This window comes from Pseudomonas chlororaphis, assembly GCF_001921865.1.
In the GTDB taxonomy this organism is placed as follows: domain Bacteria; phylum Pseudomonadota; class Gammaproteobacteria; order Pseudomonadales; family Pseudomonadaceae; genus Aquipseudomonas; species Aquipseudomonas chlororaphis_D.
On record NZ_MSCT01000013.1, the window covers coordinates 103,958 to 122,515 of the forward strand.

The following is an 18,558-nucleotide window of genomic DNA, read 5'->3' on the forward strand; positions in this document are numbered from 1 at the left end:
GCCGAGGATACTCGTCCCCAGGCCCTGCCCACGTCCTCCGGGACGTTCCGGTCCTTACCGACTCCGTGACGAAAACAATAAAAAGGTCGCACAGAGGAACACCCGATGAGCCGTCATGATCATGGTCACGCCAGCCTGCTGGAAGCCTTCAGCACGCTGACCCTGGAGCTGCAGCGCCTGGCGCAGAACAAGGACATCGAACATTTCCACGGCCATGCGCTGAGCCGCATCGGCCAGCTGCTGCCCTTCGACAGCGCCTGGTGGGGCCGCGCCGCGCTGATCGACGGCCTGCCGGAAGAACACAGCTCCTACCTCTATCGCCTGCCCCCCAGCTACCTGCCGGACTGGCAGTCGATCAAGCACATCGACGTCACCGTCGGCCGCGTCCACCAGGCTCCGGGCCAGGCGGTGATCGTCGACATGGGCGACCCGGCCAACGGCCCCGGGCTGAACTGGCTCGGCGCCACCTACGGCATCGGCGAGCTGCTGTGCGTGGTCTACATCGACCCGCACACCCACCTCAGCGACCACCTGGCGCTGTACCGCGCGCCCGGAGCCAAGCGTTTCGACGCCGACGACTGCCTGCTGCTGAACAACCTGATGCTGCACCTGGTGGCCGCGGTGTCGGCCAACCAGATCCGCGCCCTGGTGGCCATGCGCGAAACCCTCACCAGCCCGCGCCACCTGGCGCTGGCGGTGTGCGACCAGCGCGGCACCCTGCATTGCGCCGAGCGCGGTTTCGTCGACCTGCTGCTGGGCGAATGGCCGGACTGGCGCGGCCCCTGCCTGCCCGTGCCGGTGGCCGACGGCGGTTACGAAGGCCGCCACCTGCAATTCGACGCCTCGCCGGTGGGCGACCTGTTTCTCCTGGCCGCCCGCAGCCGCACGGTGCTCACGCAATTGAGCCCGCGGGAAAACGACGTGGCCCTGGGCTTCGGCGAGGGCAAGACCTACAAGGAAATCGCCCGCGACCTGGGCCTGTCGCCGAACACCGTGCGCCACCACATCCGCGCCATCTACAACAAGCTCGGGGTCAAGGACAAAACCCGCATCGCCCACCTGCTGCACGCCCCGCCCGACTGATAGCCACCGCCATTCCCTGCTGATTCCTGCGCTGTCGTGTTGACGGCCACGGGCCGCTATTGCCCATTTTTTTTGCACTGCCGCGTACCGGCGAGAGCTTCGAAGCACAACCACTCCCGCCGCACAACAACTCAAAAAAGAGACGCCTTGCCCATGACCAGAACGCTTGCCCATCCCGCCGCGCTGACCTTTACCGGCGCGCTGTTGAGCCTCAACGCCGGCGCTGCCGACCTCAACGCCCGCGACTTTTTCAGCGCACCTCCGGGCACCAGCCTCGGCGTGCTGTACCTGCCGGCGACCCGCGCCGACGACTTCCACGGCCCGGCCGACAGTACCGGCAAGGCCGAGCTCAAGGTCAACGCCGTGGCCTATCGCCAGGTGTTCTTCAGCGATATCTGCGGCACCCTGTGCACCCCGCAATTCATCGTGCCCTTCGCCGATATCGACGCCCGGCTGCCCGGCGCCAGCCGCCACACCGGGGAAAGCGGCTTCGGCGACCCGCAAGTCGGCGGCACGCTGTTCTTCATCAACGACCCGGCCACGCGCACCTACAGCGGCCTGCTGACCCTGGTCACCCTGCCGGTAGGCGAATACCACGGCAACAACCCGGACGTGTCGCCGGGCGCCAACCGCTGGGGCACGACCTTCGTTTACAACTACACCCAGGGCGTCGGCGAAAAGTGGGTCCTGGAAGCCAACCTCGAAGCCCAGCTCTACGGGAAAAACGACGACTACTTCGGCAGCGACCTGAAACAGGACCCGCTGTACCGCCTGCAAGCCTTCGCCTCCTACGACTTCAGCGCCAGCACCTACGGCGCGCTGCGGCTGATCCATGCCGACGGCGGCGAGCTGCGCATCAACGACCAGCGCATCGACGACACCCACAAGCGCTACACCCAGGTCGGTTTCGAGGTCGGTCACTGGCTGGACCGGCAGAACCAGTTGATGTTCGGCCTCTCGCAAAACGTCGCCACCCGCAACGGCTACCACGGCACCGACGCCTTGTTGCGCCTGGTCCACGTGTTTTGAACCGCCTGTCCCGGAGCTTGCCCATGAACACCTCCACGATCGACAAGAACCAGGCGCTGAGCGGCGAGCAACCGCACGCCGTCTCGCCGCGGGCACGACTGGCAGCCATCGTGCTGTTCGCCGCCATCATCCCGACCATCCTCATGACCGCCCCGGCGGTGGCTGCGCAACTGGCCAGCCAATGGCACCTCGGCCCCTCGCAGATCGGCGACCTGTTCGCCACTGAACTGGGGGCCATGAGCCTGGCCACCCTGCCCGCCTTCTGGTGGCTCAAGCGCATCGACTGGCGCCGCGCGGCGCTGCTGGCCGGGGCGTTGTTCATCGGCGCCAACCTGCTGTCGATCTGGGCGCAGAGCTACCCGGCGCTGCTGGCCCTGCGTTTCGCCAGCGCCCTGGCCGGCGGTTCGCTGATGATCATCTGCCTGTCCAGCGCGGCCTCGACCGCCAACCCCAGCCGGGTCTACGGCCTGTGGGTCATGGGCCAACTGGTGGTCGGGGCGCTCGGCCTGAGCCTGTTGCCGCACCTGTTCGAGCAGTACGGCCTGGCGGCCTGCTACCTGCTGCTGGCCGTGCTGATGACCCTGTGCCTGCCGCTGGCACGCTACTTTCCCCGGGGCGCCGCGAGCCCTGCGCAAAGCACGCAGCCCGCGGCGGCCGTGCCCACGTGGAAAGCCGCTTGCGGCCTTCTCGGCATCCTCGGTTTCTACATCAGCCTCAGCGGGGTCTGGACCTTTATCGGTTCGATCAGCGCCCAGGCCGGCATTTCCGCGCAAGCCAGCGGCGAGCTGCTGGCCGTCGCCACGGTCATGGGCATCGTCGGCGCCGGCTGCGCCTCGCTGATCGGCAATCGCCTGCCGCGCCTGCTGTTGCTGCTGCTCGGCTACGCCTTGATGGCCGGCTCGCTGCTGTTGCTGCTGGGCGCGCCGACCCTGGCGCGCTTCGCCCTCGCCGCCCTGGCCTTCAAGTTCACCTGGACCTTCATCCTGCCGCTGATCCTCGCCTGCCTCGCCGACCTCGACCGCTCCGGCAAGCTGATGAACGCCTCCAACCTGGTGATCGGCGGCGGCCTGGCCATCGGCCCGACCCTCGCCGGCCGGCTGATCGAAAACACCGGCGGTTTTCAGCCGCTGCTGATCGGCGGCGCCTGCCTGAGCTTGCTGTCGCTGGCGCTGATCCTAGGCAGCCGCCGCGCGCCCTGAACCTCACCCGCCCCCTGGTCCTTCCCCCTAGATGGATATACCCATGAAACGTAGAACCGCGTTTTTCTTCGATGAACTCAGCCTCTGGCACAGCGCCGGCCCGCATGCCCTGACGCTGCCGGTCGGCGGCTGGGTGCAACCGCCCGCCGCCGCCGGGCACGCCGAATCGCCGGAAACCAAGCGCCGCCTGAAAAGCCTGCTGGACGTCTCCGGCCTGAGCCGCGAGCTCCTGGTGCGTGGCGCCGCGGCCGCCAGCGAAGAGGATTTGCTGCGAGTGCACACCGCCCAGTACCTGCAACGCTTCAAGGCCCTGAGCGACGCCGGCGGCGGCGAACTCGGCCCACAGGCGCCAATCGGCCCGGGCAGCTACGAAATCGCCAGACTCTCCGCCGGCCTGGCCATCGCCGCGGTGGACGCCGTGCTCGACGGCGAAGCCGACAACGCCTACTCGCTGTCCCGCCCGCCGGGGCACCACTGCCTGGCCGACGGCGCCATGGGCTTCTGCTTCCTGGCCAATATCGCCATCGCCATCGAGGCGGCCAAGGCCCGGCGCGGCCTGGGCAAGGTCGCGGTGATCGACTGGGACGTGCACCACGGCAACGGCACCCAGTCGATCTTCGAGGAACGCGGCGACGTGCTGACCATTTCCCTGCATCAGGACGGCTGCTTCCCGCCCGGCTACAGCGGCGAACAGGACCGCGGCCGCGGCGCCGGGCTGGGGGCCAATCTCAATATCCCGCTGCTGCCCGGCGGCGGCCACGACGCCTACCTGCATGCCCTGCAACGCCTGGTGATTCCGGCCCTGGAGCGCTTCGAGCCGGAGCTGATCGTCATTGCCTGCGGCTACGACGCCAACGCGGTCGACCCGCTGGCGCGGATGCTGCTGCACAGCGACTCGTTCCGCGCCATGACCCGCCTGCTGCGCGAAACCGCCGAGCGCCTGTGCCACGGACGCCTGGTGCTGGTGCACGAAGGCGGTTACTCCGAAGCCTATGTGCCCTTCTGCGGGCTGGCGACCCTCGAGGAACTGGCCGGCGTCAGGACCGCGGTCACCGACCCGATGCTGGAGTTCGTGCAGATGCAACAGCCCAGCCCGGAATTCCAGGCCTTCCAGCGCCAGCTAATCGACCGCCAGGCCGAAGCCCTGTAAGAGCGCAGCTTGCTCGCGATGGATGGATAACGATAATGCGCGGTGGCAGGTACACCGCCGCTTTGCGGCTATCGCGAGCACGCTGCGCTCCTACAAGGAATTGGGGTGCCGGGGGTGCTTGGGGCTGGTTCGCTGCCCGCGCCGGCCGCTCCGATTGCCAGGCCGAAGCCTCGTGGCTCTCGCCGTCCTGTAGGAGCGCAGCTTGCTCGCGATCAATGGATAACGATAACGCGCGGTGACAGGCAAACCGCCGCTACGCGGCTATCGCGAGCACGCTGCGCTCCTACGAGGACAGGGATACCTGGGAGGCGCGGGCTTCGCTGGGGGTCTGGCCGTAATGGGCCTTGAACGCCCGGGCGAAGTGGGCCTGGCTGGTGAAGCCGTGGCGGTAGGCGATTTCGCCGATGTCCAGGCCCAGGCCCCGGGGGCTGCTCAGCAGGTCATGGGCCTGTTGCAGGCGTTTTTCCAGGATGAAGCGGCTGGGCTGGGTGCCTTCCAGGGCGAACAGGCGGGTCAGGTGCCGGGGCGAAATGCCGGTTTGCGCCGCCACTCGCTCGCAGCTCAGTTCCGGGTCGGCCAACTGTTCGCTGATGCAGTGCTTGGCGGCCAGCAGATAAGACGCGCTCAGGGCGTTGATCCGCCGCTCGCCGGTCTGCCCGGCAATCAGGCTGCCCAGCAATTCGAGGGCCTGGTTCTGATACTCAGGCACGTCCTGGCTCAGCGGCTGCTGGAAAAACTCGTCCGTGCGCTCGCCCAGCGTCCGCAACAGCAGGCGCTGCACGCCGCTGTGCCCGCCGACCTTCAACGGCCGGTCGAAACGCTGCAGGCAGCGCTCGGCGAACAATGCCTGGGGCAGGTCGAAGATGAACTGGCGCATCGGCCCGGAGAAACCGAACAGGTAGGGCTTGTCGGTGCGGTAGATGATCAGCTCGCCCGGTTCGAGCAACTGGCAGGCGCCGTCCTGATAGAAAAACGAACCGCTGCCGGTGACGAAGGAGACGAACACCGACTCCTTGGGCGCCGTGCGGATCATCGCGCCGTCGCGCTCGACCACATGTTCGTTGCCCTCGATCCGCGCCAGGCGCATGCCATCCAGTTGCAGGTTGTCTTGGCGGGCGGCAAGGCCGTCGTCGCAAAAGGTGGTGCATTTGAGGCCGACCAGCGAGGAGGCGTTGTAGTCCTCCCAGAAGGCCAACCGCTGGTCCAGGGCAACGCCCTGGGTACAGGCATGCCGGGTTTCGAGCAAGGCGCATGGAGACATTTTTATTCTTCTCATGGCAAGGAAGCGTTGCCGGTCGGCAAGGCCGCGACCGGATACCTGAAGCCACGGAACATAAGGGCCGCGGCCGTTCATTAACATATGAACCTTAGAAGCTGTCAACGTGAAACGCAGTGGGTACAAGACGATTGGCCCTGTAAATATCGTCCCCGAAGCCTGTAGGAAAGATCTAGTCCGATTCAGACAACAATCCCGTCCGATTCGATAAAACCCGGCCCGCGCCGCCCGCCTAAAGTCGCCTCGACTCCCCCAACGAAGAGAGGCCGACCATGCCCGAAGCCGCCAGCCGTGAATTCTGGAAAGACCTGCAACCGATCGCCAACTGCTTCAAGCCGGACGCCAAGCCCGAGGTGTACCTGGCCAACGCCGCGACCGACGACCTGGAGCTGTACGTGCCCTTCACCGAAACCGTGTCGTCGCGGCCGCTGTGGATCTCCCCCAGCGAGAACCGCTGGTGCGACATCCTCATGGCCAGCAGCGCCGGGCTGGTGAACCGCCACTACCACCCGCACGAAGTGTTCGCCTACACCCTGTCGGGCAAGTGGGGCTACCTGGAGCACGACTGGACCGCGACCGCCGGCGACTTCGTCTACGAGACCCCGGGCGAAGGCCACACCCTGGTGGCCTACGAGCACGAACAACCGATGCGCGCGTTTTTCATCGTCAAGGGCCCGCTGATCTGGCTCGACGAGCACGGCGAGCCGGAAGGCTATTTCGACGTGCACTCCTACATCGCCATGTGCCGCGCCCACTACGAAAAGATCGGCCTCGGCGCCGCCTACATCGACACCCTGTTTCGCTGAACCGGCGACTTTCACCTGTCCCTCCCGCGGAGAACGACCATGGCTTACAACAACAATAAAGCCAGTTACGAGAACATCCTGCTGGGCGTGCTGTTCCTGACGTTCGGCTTCGTCTTTTTCGATCGCCTGGCGCTGTCTTTCCTGTTTCCGTTCATGGCTGACGAGCTGCAACTGAGCAACAGCCACCTGGGCATGCTGTCGTCGGTCCTGGCCCTGGCCTGGGCGGTGTCCGGCGCCCTGGTCGGGGCCTGGTCGGACCGGCGCGGCAAGCGCAAGCCGCTGCTGATCGGCGCGGTGATTCTGTTTTCCCTGTGCTCGGCGCTCTCGGGGCTGGTCACCGGTTTTCTCAGCCTGCTGCTGTTCCGCGGCATCATGGGCCTGGCCGAAGGGCCGATCCTGCCGCTCTCGCAATCGCTGATGGTGGAAGCCTCCTCGCCCCATCGCCGGGGCCTGAACATGGGCCTGCTGCAAGGCTCGGCGGCCGGCTTGTTGGGCGCGGTGATCGGCCCGCCGGTGCTGATCGGCCTGGCCGAAGCCTACGGCTGGCGCCATGCCTTTATCGTGTCGCTGATCCCCGGGCTGCTGATCGCCCTGCTGATCTGGCGCTACGTGCGGCGCGACGCACCGCTGGCGCCCGCGGCCAGCCCTGGCGCGGCGGCCCCGGTGCAGCGCCTGGCGCTGCTGAAAAGCCGCAATATCGTGCTCTGCACCCTGATCAGCTGCGTGTTTCTCACCTGGTTCGTGATCCTGATCTCTTTCACCCCGACCTTCCTGGTCAAGGTCCGCGGCTACAGCCCGGCAAGCATGGGCACGGTGATGAGTTGCCTGGGCGGCGCCTGGGTGCTGTGGGGTTTTGGCGTGGCGGCGATTTCCGATCGTTTCGGCCGCCGCCCGACCCTGGTGCTGTTCTCGCTGGTCGCCGCCTGCTGCCCGATCGCCCTGCTCTACGCCAGCAGCCCCTGGATGATGGGCGTACTGATGCTGCTGACCTACACGGGCCTGGGCTGTTTCACCCTGTTCATGGCGACCATTCCGGCCGAGACCGTGCCGCGGGAAGTCATGGCCACGGCCCTGGGCCTGATCATGGGCGTCGGCGAACTGGTGGGCGGCTTCGTCTCGCCGACCGTCGCCGGGTTCGCCGCCGACCGTTTCGGCCTGTCCATCGTCATGTGGATCTCCTGCGGCGGCGCCCTGCTGGCCGCGCTGCTGGCCCTGTTCCTCAAGGAAACCGCGCCGGCGGTGCTCGCCCGCGCCCGCCGCGTCGAACCTTCCCCGTCCTCCGCCCTGCAAGGAAACCAGCCATGAAAGCATTGCGTTGGCATGCCGCCCGCGACCTGCGCCTGACCGACCTCGCCCAGCCCGAGCCCGGGCCGGGCGAGGTGTTGCTCCAGGTGGCCTACTGCGGCATCTGCGGCAGCGACCTGCACGAATACGCCGACGGCCCGCACTCGATCCCGCAACAGCAGCCCCACCCGCTGTCCGGCTGCCGCGCGCCGCTGACCCTGGGCCACGAATTCTGCGGCCAGGTCATGGCCGTCGGCGCGGGCGTCGAGCGGGTCCGGGTCGGCAGCCGGGTGGCGGTCGAGCCGGAGTATCGCTGCGGCGAGTGCCCGTACTGCCGCGCCGGCCAGTACAACCTCTGCCAGTCCATGGGCTTCATCGGCCTGATGGGCGACGGCGGTTTCGCCGAACAGGTGCGAGTCCCGGCCTACATGCTGCACCCGCTGCCGGACGCGGTGAGCTTCAAGCAGGCCGCGGTGCTGGAACCGGCGGCGGTGGCCTTTCACGCGCTGAACCAGAGCAGCCTGATGGCCGGCGACAGCTGCGTGGTGTTCGGCCTCGGCCCCATCGGCCTGCTGTTGATCCAGCTGGCGCGCCTGCGCGGCGTGGAGCGGATCTTCGCCGTGGACATCAGCCCGGAGCGACGCCGGCTGGCCCGCGACTTCGGCGCCCTGGAGGTGCTCGACGGCCACGCCGCCGACCTGCCGCAACGCTTGCACGCACTGAGCGACGGCGGGGTCGACACGGCCTTCGAGGCCGCTGGCAGCCAGCAGACCCTGGACCTCGCCCTGCAAGCGCTGCGCAAGGGCGGCGAAGCGGTGCTGGTGGGCCTGATGGACGAGGCGCGCTTCGACGCCTTCGACCTGGTCAACCGCGAACTGCGCCTGCTGGGCAGCGTCGGCTATCGCAACGCCTACCCGCCGCTGATCGAACTGCTGGCCAGCGGCCGCCTGGACCTGACCCGCGCGGTGACCCGCTGCGTGACCCTGGACCAGGCCGTGGAGTATGGCTTCGAGGCGCTGTTGCAGGACAAGAGCCAGATCAAGGTCCTGGTCAACCCCAGCCCCGCGCTGGCCAAAGCATGACCCTGTAGCCGCTGCCGCAGGCTGCGTTCGAGGACGCAGTCCTCGCCAGCGCAATCAGCCGTCTCCCAATAACCCGTTTACGAACGCTGCGCGTCCGATCGCAGCCTTCGGCAGCGGCTACTCACAAAAACAACAAGAAACGAGTATCGACCATGAAAAGCATTTCCCTGCTGTGCCCGCTGCTGGCCGCGATCCTCTGCTCCCCGCTGTGCCAGGCCGAGACCCCGACGCCCAACCGCGAAGGCCCGCTGGCCGGGCTCGGCGAGCAACTGGCCGGCTATGGCATTCAACCCCACGTACAGTTCTGGAGCCTGTCGATGAAGAACCTCGATACCGGCCCGCGGCAACACAGCTTCGGCAACAGCGGCGACCTGTTCGTCGGCGCCGACGTCGACCTGGACACCCTCGCCGGCCTCGAGGGCGCGGCCTTTCATATCGAGGAAACCGTGTTCATCCTCGACACCGCCACCGGCCAGCCGACCTCGCGCAACTGGCAAGGCGCCGCCGGCAGCTATTTCGCCGGCGCGCCGATCCACAACGACATCACCAGCAACCAGCTGAGCCTGCTGACCTACCAGCAGACCTGGCTCGACGGCCGGCTCGACATGAGCCTGGGGCGGACCAACGCCCGGCGCTACTTCTATATCTACAACTGCGAAACGGTGGTCACCTGCAACGACCCGATCATCGATTCGTCCACCGGCATCCTGCCGCCGCCCTACGGCGCCTGGGGCGGCTACCTCAAGTACCAGCCGACGCCCGGCTTCTACGTGCATGGCGGCGCCTTCGAGTCGAACCCGGTGGACTACCTGAAAAAACGCAAGGGCCTGGACTTCAGCACCGACGACGCCAGCGGCACCAGCCTGCTGCTGGGCATCGGCAGCAAGGACGACGGCGCCTACCGCGCCCATTACGAACTCAACGGCTACTACAACACCTCCAACCAGCGCGACCCGCTGACCGGCGCCAGCGAGCACGGCACCGGCGGTGCCTTCTTCAAGTTCCAGCAAGGTTTCTGGCGCGCCGACGGCGGCCTGGGCACGGCACCGCAAGCCCTGCTGGCGTTCGGTTCGCTGTCTGTCGCAGCCGACGACAAGCAGCCCTTCAGCCATTTCGCCGAGGCCGGCCTGACCTACCTCGCACCCTTCGACCGCCCCCAGGACAAGCTCAACCTCAAGGCCAGCTACCTGCGCCTGAACGACCACCAACTGCGCTTCCAGCAGCAGGCGCGGATCGCCAACGGCGGCGACGCCCGACTCGGCGAGCGCAACGTCTACGCCATCGAGGCCAACGGCCACTTCGCCCTGACCCGGCACCTGGCCCTCGAGCCCAGCGTCCAGTACCTGATCAACCCGGACAACTTCTACAACCCCGAGGCCCGCGAACTGAGCGGCAACGGCTTCGTCGTCGGCCTGCAAGTCATGTACGACGTCGGCGCGGCGCTGGGGCTGTGAACCTGCTTTCCACTGCCAACGAGGTATCTACCATGACTGACTGCGCTCCACGTTCGTTCGACTACATCGTGGTCGGGGCCGGCTCGGCCGGTTGCGTGCTGGCCAACCGCCTGTCCGCCGACCCGGCGCTCAGCGTCTGCCTAATCGAGGCCGGCCCCAGCGACCGCAGCCTGTTTCCCGGGGCCTATGTACGGACCCCGGCGGGCATCATCCGCCTGATCGCCAACCCGAAGTGGAACTGGATGCACAGCTTCAGCGCCCAGGCCGCCAGCGGCGACCGGCCGATCCCCTGCCCTCGCGGCCGGCTCTGGGGCGGCTCCAGCGCGATCAACGGGATGATCTACATCCGCGGCCACCGCAGCGACTACGATCGCTGGGCGGCGGCCGGCAACCAGGGCTGGAGCTACGACGAACTGCTGCCGTACTTCCTGCGCTCGGAACACTTCGAGCCCGGCGCCTCGCCCTGGCACGGCCAGGGCGGCGAGCTCAACGTCGCCGCGCAACGCAGCCCGAGCCCGGTCAACGAGGTGTTCTACCAGGCCGCCCAGGAGCTGGGCTGGCGCTACAACCCGGATTTCAACGGCGAGGAGCAGGAAGGCTACGGCGCCTTCCATGTCACCCAGATCAACGGCGAGCGTTGCAGCGCCGCGCGGGCCTTTCTGTACCCGGCGCTGACGCGCCCCAACCTCTGCGTCCTGAGCTCGACCCTGACCCACCGTGTGCTGCTGGAGGGCAATCGCGCCTGCGGCGTCGAGGTCAGCCAGGACGGCGCGGTGTTTCGCCTCAAGGCCCGGCGCGAGGTGATCCTCAGCGCCGGGGCGATCAATTCGCCCCAGGTGCTGCTGCTCTCCGGCATCGGCCCGGCCGAGGAACTGGCGCGCCACGGCATCGCCCAACGCCATGAACTGCCCGGGGTCGGCCACAACCTGCAGGACCACCAGGACGTGGTGCTGATGTACCGCAGCGACAGCGCTCTGACCTACGGCGTGTCGGCCAAGGGCCTGCTGCCCCTGGCCCGCTCGCCCTGGCAGTACCTGAGCCGGCGCAGCGGCCCGCTGACCTCCAACACCGTGGAATCCGGCGGCTTCCTGCGCCTGCGGCCCGACGACGCCGCGCCGGAACTGGGGCTGATCGTCGCCCCGGCGCTGAAGAACCAGCCGCAGCGCCTGGTGCCGCGGGGCCATGGCGTCAGCCTGCATATCGCCGTGATGCACCCGCAGAGCCGCGGCCAGGTGCGGCTCAACTCGGCCGATCCCCACGACAAACCTGTTATCGACGGCAACTTCCTCAGCCACCCGGAAGACCTGCGCAAGCTGGTGGCCGGCGTGCGCCTGGTGCGCCAACTGGCGGCGACCCAGGCTTTCGCCCGGCGCCTGGAAGGCGAACTGCTGCCCGGGCCGCAGGTCGAGAGCCAGGCACAGATCGAGCAATGGGTTCGCGACAGCCTCGGCACCGTGTTCCACCCGGTCGGCACCTGCAAGATGGGCCACGATGCCCAGGCGGTGGTCGACGACCAGTTGCGGGTACACGGCCTGCAGGGCCTGCGGGTGGCCGATGCGTCGATCATGCCGACCCTGACCACCGGCAATACCAACGCGGCGGCGATCATGATCGGCGAAAAGGCCGCGGACCTGCTGCTGGGCAAGGCGGCACCGACCCTGGGCGCCCCTGTTCGTCTTGAGGAACCGGCACCGACGCTGGCCATTGGCTGAATCGGTCAAACACAGGTGATCCCCTGTAGGAGCGAAGCTTGCTCGCGATGGACGTGAGAGCGCCGCGTTTATCCAGCCGGTGCGCGTTAGCGTTAACGACCATCGCGAGCAAGCTGCGCTCCTACGGATACGCTTCGGTGTGCATCTGGATTTTGCGGTTTACCGGGCATATAGTTGCATCGCACAACTATATGGGAAGCCTCGCCATGTCCTCTCCTTCGCCGCTGGTGGATCAAACCCGCAACGCCTCGCGCAAACTGGTGCGCGAACTGGGTTTTATGGGCGCTACCCTCGCCGGCTCCGATCTGGCGCCCTCGGCGGTGCACGCGCTGATCGAGCTCGACCTGCACGCCCCGCTCACCGCCGCCCAACTGGGCAAGACCCTGAACCTGGAAAAATCCTCGATCAGCCGCCTGCTGGCCAAGCTCATCGACCGCGGCGACCTCCAGGAAAGCCCCAGCCCCGCGGACGCCCGGGAAAAGCACCTGGGCCTGACCGCCCAGGGACGCAAGCAGGTGGCCGCCCTCCATGCCTTCGGCAGCGCTCAGGTGGCGCAAGCCCTGCGCCTGCTGGCGCCGCGTCAGCAAAGCCAGGTGGTCGACGGCCTGCGCAGCTATGGCCGGGCCCTGGAAGCCTGCCGCCTGGGGCAGTCGCGGATCGACGCCGTGACACCCGCCGTACAGCGCGGCTATCGGCCCGGCATGATCGGCCGCATCACCGAACTGCACGCGCTCTACTACGCGCGCCTGGTGGGTTTCGGGCAGTTCTTCGAGAAGCAGGTCGCCGCCGGTCTGGCGGAATTCAGCGAACGCCTGGAGCATCCCGATAACGGGGTGTGGCTGGCGCTGCTCGACGAGCAGATCGTCGGCTCGATCGCCATCGACCTGGGTGCGCCCGCGGCCCCGGCCGACGGCGCCGACAAGGTGGCCCATCTGCGCTGGTTCATCCTCGACGACGCGGCGCGCGGCAGCGGCACCGGACGCCGCCTGCTCGAAGCGGCGCTGGAGCATTGCGACCGGGTGGGCGCGACGTACTGCTACCTGTGGACGTTCAGCGGCCTGGACGCCGCCCGGCACCTGTACGAAGCCTTCGGCTTCCGGCTGGTGGAGGAACAATCCGCCGCGCAATGGGGCAAGACCGTACTGGAGCAACGGTTCGAACGGCGCCATCCGGGCCTTGGCTGAAGCGCGCTTCAGCGCGCGGGCGGCGCGATACTCCAGAGCCGCGGCCAGTCCTCGGACGACAGGCCGTTGCAGGTCGGCATCTTGCGGTAATCGCTGAGCTGGAAGGCTTCGCCGTCGAACAGCCAGCGCCCGGTCTCGCCGCAATCGCCGATGCCGCGGGCCAGGTAGAAAGTGCTCAGCACCCCGGTCTTGGGGTCGTAATCGGCCCCGCCCGAGCCGTCCGCGTTATCCAGGGGCAAGGCCTGCCGATGCAGCGTCTGCAACTGCGGCGGATCGCTGCGCGACCAACTGCTGATCAGGTAATCGCAGTTGTAGGCCGCGCAGTCGCTGAGCACCACGGTCAACGCCCGCTGCGCGCTCAACGGATAGACCTCGACCTGGGGCTCGGCCACAGAGTCCTCGTCGTCGTTGGGCGTCCCCGGAGAAGCGAGTTTCAGGGCCGCCGCCGTAATGCGCGTGCGCTCCTGCGCCGTCAGTTGCGGCGCCCCCGGATAAGCCCGTAGCTGGGCCGGCAGCGGTCGCGCGGGCACCTCGCTGGCTGGACGCGGGCCCGGACGCCACAACGCCGTCACGCCATCGACCCGGCCCTGGACCGAGTCCATCAGCAACAGCGCCGCCGACAACCCGCGAAGCGACACCCAGGCCTCGTCGTTCCCCACCAGCCGCAGCTCACTGCCATTGCGCAGGCGTTCCAGCCATTGCCGGGCCCGGGCCGGGTCGGCGATTTCATAACGGCTGGCCTCGGCCCGGGCGCCCTTCTTCTCCGGCAGCAGCGCCAGGGCATCCAACAGCCGCGGCTCCAGCGGCTGGCCGTCGAGACGCAGCGCCGCCAGTTCGGCAGGCTCGCCGCGCTGATCCAGGCGTATCTCCAGCGGACCGTCGGCGCCGGCGCGCCGCTGGAGATGCAGGGTCAAGGCGCTGTATTGCGTGCCGTGCTCGCCGTTGGGCGCGCTCAGCGCATGGCAGCCGCGCAGGTTGTCGCAGCCGGTGACCCAGTCCTGGGTCTGGCGCAGCAGCGGCACCTTCTCCGCGGCGGGCTGGGCCAGGGCCGGCGCGGCGCCGGCGGCCAGCAAAACAAGCATCAGACTGCGCTGCAACATGGGACGGTTCCTTGTCGGGCAAAAGCGCGGATTCTCCCACGCGCCGCGCCGGGGTTCGCGTTTTTTTCCTCAAGACGAAGCTTTCGTCACTCCCTGGCGCGCCCGGTATTCCCCCGGCGTCATCTTCGCGTAGCGCTGGAAGAAGCGGCTGAAATACGCCGGGTCCTTGAACCCCAGCCGGTAGCAGATTTCGTTCACGGAACTGGCGGTGAACAACAGCAGGCGCTTGGACTCCTGCATCAGGCGCTCGTACACCAGGCGCTTCGACGGCAGGTCGGCGATGCGCCGGCAGACGTCGTTGAGGCGCGCCTCGGTGACGCCGATCTGCCCGGCATAGGCCGACAGCGGCCAGTGTTGCAGGTACTGGGCTTCGATCAGTTCGTTGAAGCGATGGAAGATGTGCAGGTCTTCGTGGCGTGCCGGACGGGGCTCGAGGGAGTGGGCCGAGAGCCGGAACAGGCTGATCAGGATCAACCGCGTCAGGGCCTCCAGCGCTGGCGCGTGCCCGGCGCCCTGCCCCGCGACTTCCTCTTGCAGCTCGTCGAACAGCAGTTCCAGGCGCCGCGCCTCGGCCGCGAACTGCGGTTCCAGGCGCGCCAGCGCCACGCAGGCCGGGGCGATCTGCGGGCCGCTGGCGAGGCGGCTGTCGGCTTCGAGCAATTCCCACACCAGTTGCTGACGCACGGTGAGCACATGGCCTTCGCTGTCGGCCTCGGTGACGAAGGAATGGGCGATGGTCGGCGGCGTGAGGAAAAACATCGGCCCCGACTCCAGGTATTGCCGGTCGTCGAGGTAGACCCGCACCGCGCCGCTCTTCACGTAATGCACCTGGAAAAACCGGTCGTGGCGGTGCACCGGCATGTTGCGGCCGAAGAACCCGGCGAGGTTGCTCAGCTTGTCGTAATGCACCTGCGCATCGGCGTAACGCTGGTCGTAGACCTGGCCGATGTTGATGTTGGGGATCGGCTGGCGATCGCTCATGGGGTCGGTTCCCGTTCTTGTTTCAGGCCGCGACGAACGCCCACATCCTGCGGGAATCGAGGCGTGTCCGCCAGAGCGCGGCAACCGGATCGCGGTCGGCGCTTGACGATCGTTAACATATTAAATATAACGTTAACACATTAACGAAATCGCCTCGTCTTGCGCGATGTTCAAGGAGAAAACCCCAATGAGCCGTGCACTGCATGAAGTCGCCACCGGCACCCTGTTCGGCGTCGCGCTGAACTATCAGGGCCTGTTGCGCAGCCACCTGGAATCCTTCACCCAACCGCCCTACCAGAAACCTCCGGTCAAGCCGGTGCTCTTCATCAAGACACCCAACACCCGCAACGTCCACGGCGGTGCCGTGGTCTATCCGCGGGGCGTCGACCGCCTGCAACCGGGTCCGGCGCTGGGCGTGGTGATCGGCAAGAGCGCCAGCCGGGTCAGCGCGCAAGACGCCCTGCAACATGTCGCCGGCTACACCATCGTCAACGAATTCAGCCTGCCCGAAGACAGCTACTACCGCCCTGCCGTCAAGGCCAAATGCCGCGACGGCTTCTGCGCCCTCGGCCCGGAACTGGTGCCGGCGGAACAGGTCGGCAACCCCCATGACCTGGAGCTCACGCTGTGGGTCAACGGCGAACTGCGCCAGCGCAACAGCACCGCGAACTTCGTGCGCGACATTCCCCAGCTGATCGCCGAACTCAGCGAGTTCATGACCCTGCACGCGGGTGACGTGCTGATCACCGGCACCCCCGAAGGCCGCGTCGACGTCCGCCCCGGCGACCGCATCGAAGTGGAAATCAGCGGCCTGGGCCGCCTCGCCAACCACGTTGTCGCCGAAACAGCCGCCGAATAAGGAGCCGACATGAAACACGCCCGCATCCGTTATCAAGGCCAGGTCCACGACGTCGTGGTCAACGCCCCCAACAGCGTGCAACTGGCCGACGGCCGCGTGCTCGCCGAAGACCAGGTCGAGTGGCTGCCGCCGGCCACCGGCAGCATGTTCGCCCTGGGCCTGAATTACGCCGACCATGCCGCCGAACTGGCCTTCTCGCCGCCGACCGAGCCGTTGGCCTTCGTCAAGTCCCCCGGCACCTACACCGGCCACAACCAGGTCACCTGGCGCCCGGACAACGTTGCCTACATGCACTACGAGTGCGAGCTGGTGGCGGTGATCGGCAAGACCGCGCGCAACGTCAAGCGCGAGGACGCCCTGGACTACCTGGCCGGCTACACGGTGTGCAACGACTACGCGATCCGCGACTACCTGGAAAACTACTACCGGCCCAACCTCCGGGTGAAGAACCGCGACGCCACCACCCCGGTCGGGCCGTGGATCGTCGACGTCGCCGACGTGCCCGAGCCGAACAAGCTGAAGCTGCGCACCTGGGTCAACGGTGAGCTGCGCCAGGAAGGCACCACGGCCGACATGATCTTCGACATCCCCTACCTGATCGAATACCTGTCCAGCTTCATGACCCTGCAACCCGGCGACATGATCGCCACCGGCACCCCGGAGGGCCTGTCCGACGTGGTCCCCGGCGACGAGGTGGTGGTCGAGGTCGAAGGCGTCGGCCGGCTGGTCAACCGCATCGTCAGCGAGGCGGACTTCTTCAGGATCAAGGCACAACACGACTCGCAACTCGCGGCCAAGGAGCACGCATAAATGATCAAACACTGGATCGACGGCCGCGAGGTCGAAAGCCAAGACGTCTTCACCAACTACAACCCGGCCACCGGCGAGGCCATCGGTGAAGTCGCCAGCGGCGGCGCCGAAGAAATCGCCCAGGCGGTGGCGGCCGCCAAGGCCGCCTTTCCGAAGTGGGCCAACACCCCGGCCAAGGAACGGGCGCGGCTGATGCGCAGGCTGGGCGAGCTGATCGACCAGAACGTGCCGCAACTGGCGGAACTGGAAACCCTCGACACCGGCCTGCCGATCCACCAGACCCGCAACGTGCTGATTCCGCGGGCCTCGCACAACTTCGACTTCTTCGCCGAGGTTTGCACCCGCATGGATGGCCACAGCTATCCGGTGGACGACCAGATGCTCAACTACACCCTGTACCAGCCGGTCGGTGTCTGCGCCCTGGTGTCGCCGTGGAACGTGCCGTTCATGACCGCCACCTGGAAGACCGCGCCGTGCCTGGCGCTGGGCAACACGGCGGTGCTGAAGATGTCCGAGCTGTCGCCGCTGACCGCCAACGAGCTGGGGCGCCTGGCCCTGGAAGCCGGCATTCCGGCCGGCGTGCTGAACATCGTCCAGGGCTACGGCGCCACCGCCGGCGACGCCCTGGTGCGCCACCCCGACGTGCGAGCGATCTCCTTCACCGGCGGCACCGCCACCGGCAAGAAGATCATGCAGACCGCCGGGCTGAAAAAGTACTCCATGGAGCTGGGCGGCAAGTCGCCGGTGCTGATCTTCGAGGACGCCGACCTCGAACGCGCCCTCGACGCCGCGCTGTTCACCATCTTCTCGCTGAACGGCGAACGCTGCACCGCCGGCAGCCGGGTCTTCATCCAGGAAAGCGTCTACCCGCAATTCGTCGCCGAATTCGCGGCCCGCGCCAAGCGGCTGATCGTCGGCGACCCGACCGACCCCAAGACCCAGGTCGGCTCGATGATCACCCAGGCCCACTACGACAAGGTCACCGGCTATATCCGCATCGGCATCGAAGAAGGCGCCACCCTCCTCGCTGGCGGCCTGGAACGCCCGGCCAACCTGCCGGCGCACCTCGCCCGCGGCCAGTTCATCCAGCCGACGGTGTTCGCCGACGTGAACAACAAGATGCGTATCGCCCAGGAAGAGATCTTCGGCCCGGTGGTCTGCCTGATCCCGTTCAAGGACGAAGCCGAGGCCCTGCAACTGGCCAACGACACCGAATACGGCCTGGCCTCGTACATCTGGACCCAGGACATCGGCAAGGCCCACCGCCTGGCCCGCGGCATCGAGGCCGGCATGGTGTTCATCAACAGCCAGAACGTGCGCGACCTGCGCCAGCCGTTCGGCGGGGTCAAGGGCTCCGGCACCGGCCGCGAAGGCGGCGAGTACAGCTTCGAGGTGTTTGCCGAGATCAAGAACGTCTGCCTCTCCATGGGCAGCCACCACATCCCGCGCTGGGGCGTGTAAAGAACAGGTACTGTTGCCGGTGTATGTAGGAGCGAGCTTGCTCGCGATGGCGCAACGACTGACAAGGCACCATCGCGAGCGGGAACCC

Annotated in this window: 16 protein-coding genes; 13 read left to right on the forward strand and 3 right to left on the reverse strand. The window is 67.3% G+C overall.

Annotated features, from left to right (window positions below; genetic code table 11):
- Positions 1-105 precede the first annotated feature (105 nt).
- The 4 genes from BTN82_RS16325 (at position 106) to BTN82_RS16340 (ending at position 4,461) form a co-directional block, all read left to right on the forward strand.
- Complete coding sequence (locus BTN82_RS16325) at positions 106-1,083, forward strand: helix-turn-helix transcriptional regulator (RefSeq protein WP_075120157.1); 978 nt, start codon at positions 106-108, stop codon at positions 1,081-1,083.
- 153 nt (positions 1,084-1,236) lie between these two features.
- On the forward strand, positions 1,237-2,112 hold the full coding sequence (locus BTN82_RS16330; RefSeq protein ID WP_075120158.1) for a transporter: 876 nt from the start codon (positions 1,237-1,239) through the stop codon (positions 2,110-2,112).
- A gap of 23 nt (positions 2,113-2,135) precedes the next feature.
- Positions 2,136-3,311 (forward strand): MFS transporter, encoded by a 1,176-nt coding sequence (locus BTN82_RS16335; protein WP_075120159.1) that lies wholly within the window; start codon positions 2,136-2,138, stop codon positions 3,309-3,311.
- 43 nt (positions 3,312-3,354) lie between these two features.
- Complete coding sequence (locus BTN82_RS16340) at positions 3,355-4,461, forward strand: class II histone deacetylase (protein WP_075120160.1); 1,107 nt, start codon at positions 3,355-3,357, stop codon at positions 4,459-4,461.
- 283 nt (positions 4,462-4,744) lie between these two features.
- Here the strand turns inward: BTN82_RS16340 and BTN82_RS16345 are convergent, their stop codons facing one another.
- Positions 4,745-5,722, reverse strand: a complete 978-nt coding sequence (locus BTN82_RS16345) for a helix-turn-helix transcriptional regulator (protein WP_075120161.1) — start codon at positions 5,720-5,722, stop codon at positions 4,745-4,747.
- A 287-nt stretch (positions 5,723-6,009) separates the two neighbouring features.
- Here BTN82_RS16345 and BTN82_RS16350 point away from each other — a divergent pair, with 287 nt between their 5' ends.
- From BTN82_RS16350 to BTN82_RS16375, 6 genes are all read left to right on the forward strand, one after another.
- Positions 6,010-6,543, forward strand: coding sequence for a 2,4'-dihydroxyacetophenone dioxygenase family protein (locus BTN82_RS16350; RefSeq protein WP_075120162.1), 534 nt, complete (start codon positions 6,010-6,012; stop codon positions 6,541-6,543).
- Between the two features lie 39 nt (positions 6,544-6,582).
- On the forward strand, positions 6,583-7,848 hold the full coding sequence (locus BTN82_RS16355; protein ID WP_075120163.1) for an MFS transporter: 1,266 nt from the start codon (positions 6,583-6,585) through the stop codon (positions 7,846-7,848).
- On the forward strand, positions 7,845-8,909 hold the full coding sequence (locus tag BTN82_RS16360; protein ID WP_075120164.1) for a 2,3-butanediol dehydrogenase: 1,065 nt from the start codon (positions 7,845-7,847) through the stop codon (positions 8,907-8,909). Before BTN82_RS16355 ends, BTN82_RS16360 begins: the two co-directional genes overlap by 4 nt.
- 152 nt (positions 8,910-9,061) lie before the next feature.
- On the forward strand, positions 9,062-10,363 hold the full coding sequence (locus BTN82_RS16365) for a carbohydrate porin (protein WP_075120165.1): 1,302 nt from the start codon (positions 9,062-9,064) through the stop codon (positions 10,361-10,363).
- A 32-nt stretch (positions 10,364-10,395) separates the two neighbouring features.
- A complete protein-coding gene (locus BTN82_RS16370) occupies positions 10,396-12,075 on the forward strand; it encodes a GMC family oxidoreductase (protein ID WP_075120166.1) in 1,680 nt (559 codons plus the stop codon).
- Positions 12,076-12,281: 206 nt separating this feature from the next.
- A complete protein-coding gene (locus tag BTN82_RS16375; protein ID WP_075120167.1) occupies positions 12,282-13,259 on the forward strand; it encodes a helix-turn-helix domain-containing GNAT family N-acetyltransferase in 978 nt (325 codons plus the stop codon).
- 8 nt (positions 13,260-13,267) lie between these two features.
- Here BTN82_RS16375 and BTN82_RS16380 read toward each other — a convergent pair whose 3' ends face one another.
- Positions 13,268-14,359, reverse strand: coding sequence for a DUF1176 domain-containing protein (locus BTN82_RS16380; RefSeq protein ID WP_075120168.1), 1,092 nt, complete (start codon positions 14,357-14,359; stop codon positions 13,268-13,270).
- A gap of 69 nt (positions 14,360-14,428) precedes the next feature.
- Positions 14,429-15,340, reverse strand: coding sequence for a 4-hydroxyphenylacetate catabolism regulatory protein HpaA (hpaA, locus tag BTN82_RS16385; RefSeq protein ID WP_075120169.1), 912 nt, complete (start codon positions 15,338-15,340; stop codon positions 14,429-14,431).
- A gap of 187 nt (positions 15,341-15,527) precedes the next feature.
- Between hpaA and BTN82_RS16390 the strand changes: the two genes are divergently transcribed.
- The 3 genes from BTN82_RS16390 to hpaE are packed head-to-tail and all read left to right on the forward strand — an operon-like array spanning position 15,528 to position 18,470.
- Positions 15,528-16,199: a fumarylacetoacetate hydrolase family protein gene (locus tag BTN82_RS16390; protein ID WP_075120170.1), complete on the forward strand. Its 672-nt coding sequence runs from the start codon at positions 15,528-15,530 to the stop codon at positions 16,197-16,199.
- 9 nt (positions 16,200-16,208) lie between these two features.
- Positions 16,209-17,009, forward strand: coding sequence for a fumarylacetoacetate hydrolase family protein (locus BTN82_RS16395; RefSeq protein WP_075120171.1), 801 nt, complete (start codon positions 16,209-16,211; stop codon positions 17,007-17,009).
- Positions 17,010-18,470: a 5-carboxymethyl-2-hydroxymuconate semialdehyde dehydrogenase gene (gene hpaE / locus BTN82_RS16400; RefSeq protein ID WP_075120172.1), complete on the forward strand. Its 1,461-nt coding sequence runs from the start codon at positions 17,010-17,012 to the stop codon at positions 18,468-18,470.
- The last annotated feature ends 88 nt before the right edge of the window (positions 18,471-18,558 follow it).